Origin of the sequence: Citrobacter sp. wls757, from assembly GCF_005280935.1 — a bacterium.
GTDB lineage: Bacteria > Pseudomonadota > Gammaproteobacteria > Enterobacterales > Enterobacteriaceae > Citrobacter > Citrobacter portucalensis.
In genome coordinates this window covers 24,474-26,064 of the sequence record NZ_SZWU01000062.1, presented here as the reverse complement: position 1 = coordinate 26,064, position 1,591 = coordinate 24,474, and the positions used below count along the sequence as shown (strand labels likewise).

Sequence of the window (1,591 nt, the reverse complement as noted above, 5' to 3'; positions counted from 1 at the left end):
GCGTGCATCGGCAGTTTGCCGCCGATAGGCGCGGACATGCGCATCAGTTGGGTGCACTGCACCTGGTCGATAATAATGGCCTGATGATCGCTTTGATCCAGCACGGCCAGGTTTACCGTCTCACCGGAATCTTCCATCAGCTTGCGCAGGATCGGATGGACAATCGCCAGCAGATTACGGCTTTGCAAAAAGCTGCTGCCGACGATGAACGCATGCGCACCTACGGCCCAGTGGCCTAATTCACCCACCTGACGGACAAAACCCTGCTGCTGCATGGTGGTCAGCAAACGGTGAGTCGTGGAGTTTGGCAGGCCAGCCTGCTGCGCCAGCTCGGTCAACGCCACGCTGCCGTTGGATTCCGCAATCCACTCCAGCAGCTTCAGACCGCGGGTCAGAGACTGAACCTGCCCGGTTGCAGGCGCAGTAGCGGCGGCGGGTTTTCTACCGCGTTTCGCGGGGACAGTGGCTACCATGGCAGACTCCTTTTCTGTATCGTGGAAATCATTTTCGTTTTATTCAATTATAATGCAAGAATTCCTGTACTGATCGGATGAGTGAAGCTGAACATGTCTCATGTTGGCCGTTGTTCTCTTTTCCGCCTCTCAGGTTTGTGCCAGTATGACCTGTTGAGTTTTTTTCGGTCTGGTTGAGCGTTGTCGGGAGCGAGTGTGAGCAGCAAAGTAGAACAATTACGTCAGCAGTTAAATGAACGTATTCTGGTGCTGGACGGCGGTATGGGCACCATGATCCAGGGATATCGTCTGAGCGAAGAGGATTTCCGCGGCGAACGCTTTGCCGACTGGCCGTGCGATCTGAAAGGTAACAACGACTTGTTGGTGCTCAGCAAACCGGAGGTCATCGCCGCCATCCATAACGCCTACTTTGAGGCGGGCGCGGATATCATCGAAACCAACACCTTTAACTCGACGACTATCGCCATGGCGGATTACCAGATGGAATCCCTGTCGGCGGAAATCAACTTTGCGGCAGCCAAACTGGCGCGTGCGGCGGCTGACGAATGGACGGCGCGCACGCCGGAAAAACCGCGCTACGTCGCGGGCGTGCTCGGCCCAACGAACCGCACGGCGTCTATCTCGCCTGATGTTAACGACCCGGCTTACCGCAACATTACCTTTGATCAGCTGGTGGCCGCCTACCGTGAATCCACCAAAGCGCTGGTGGAAGGCGGCAGTGACCTGATCCTGATTGAAACCGTCTTCGATACTCTGAACGCCAAAGCCGCTATTTTCGCGGTTAAAACCGAATTTGAAGCGCTGGGCGTTGAGCTGCCGATTATGCTCTCCGGCACCATCACCGATGCTTCCGGGCGTACGCTCTCCGGCCAGACTACCGAAGCATTCTACAACTCCCTGCGCCACGCCGATGCGCTGACCTTCGGTCTGAACTGCGCGTTAGGTCCGGACGAATTGCGCCAGTACGTGCAGGAACTGTCGCGCATTGCTGAATGCTACGTCACCGCGCACCCGAACGCCGGACTGCCGAACGCCTTTGGTGAATACGATCTCGACGCCGACACCATGGCGGCGCAGATTCGCGAGTGGGCTGAGGCCGGTTTCCTGAATATCGTCGG

Annotated in this window: 2 protein-coding genes; one reads left to right on the top strand and one right to left on the bottom strand. The window is 56.9% G+C overall.

Annotated elements, in window-relative coordinates; all coding sequences use genetic code 11:
* On the bottom strand, window positions 1-473 hold a 473-nt coding region (locus tag FDW94_RS24485), incomplete at its 3' end, for a helix-turn-helix domain-containing protein (protein WP_249358629.1).
* Window positions 474-668: 195 nt separating this feature from the next.
* Here FDW94_RS24485 and FDW94_RS24480 point away from each other — a divergent pair.
* A partial coding sequence (locus FDW94_RS24480; RefSeq protein ID WP_249358628.1) for a homocysteine S-methyltransferase family protein occupies window positions 669-1,591 on the top strand: 923 nt, incomplete at its 3' end.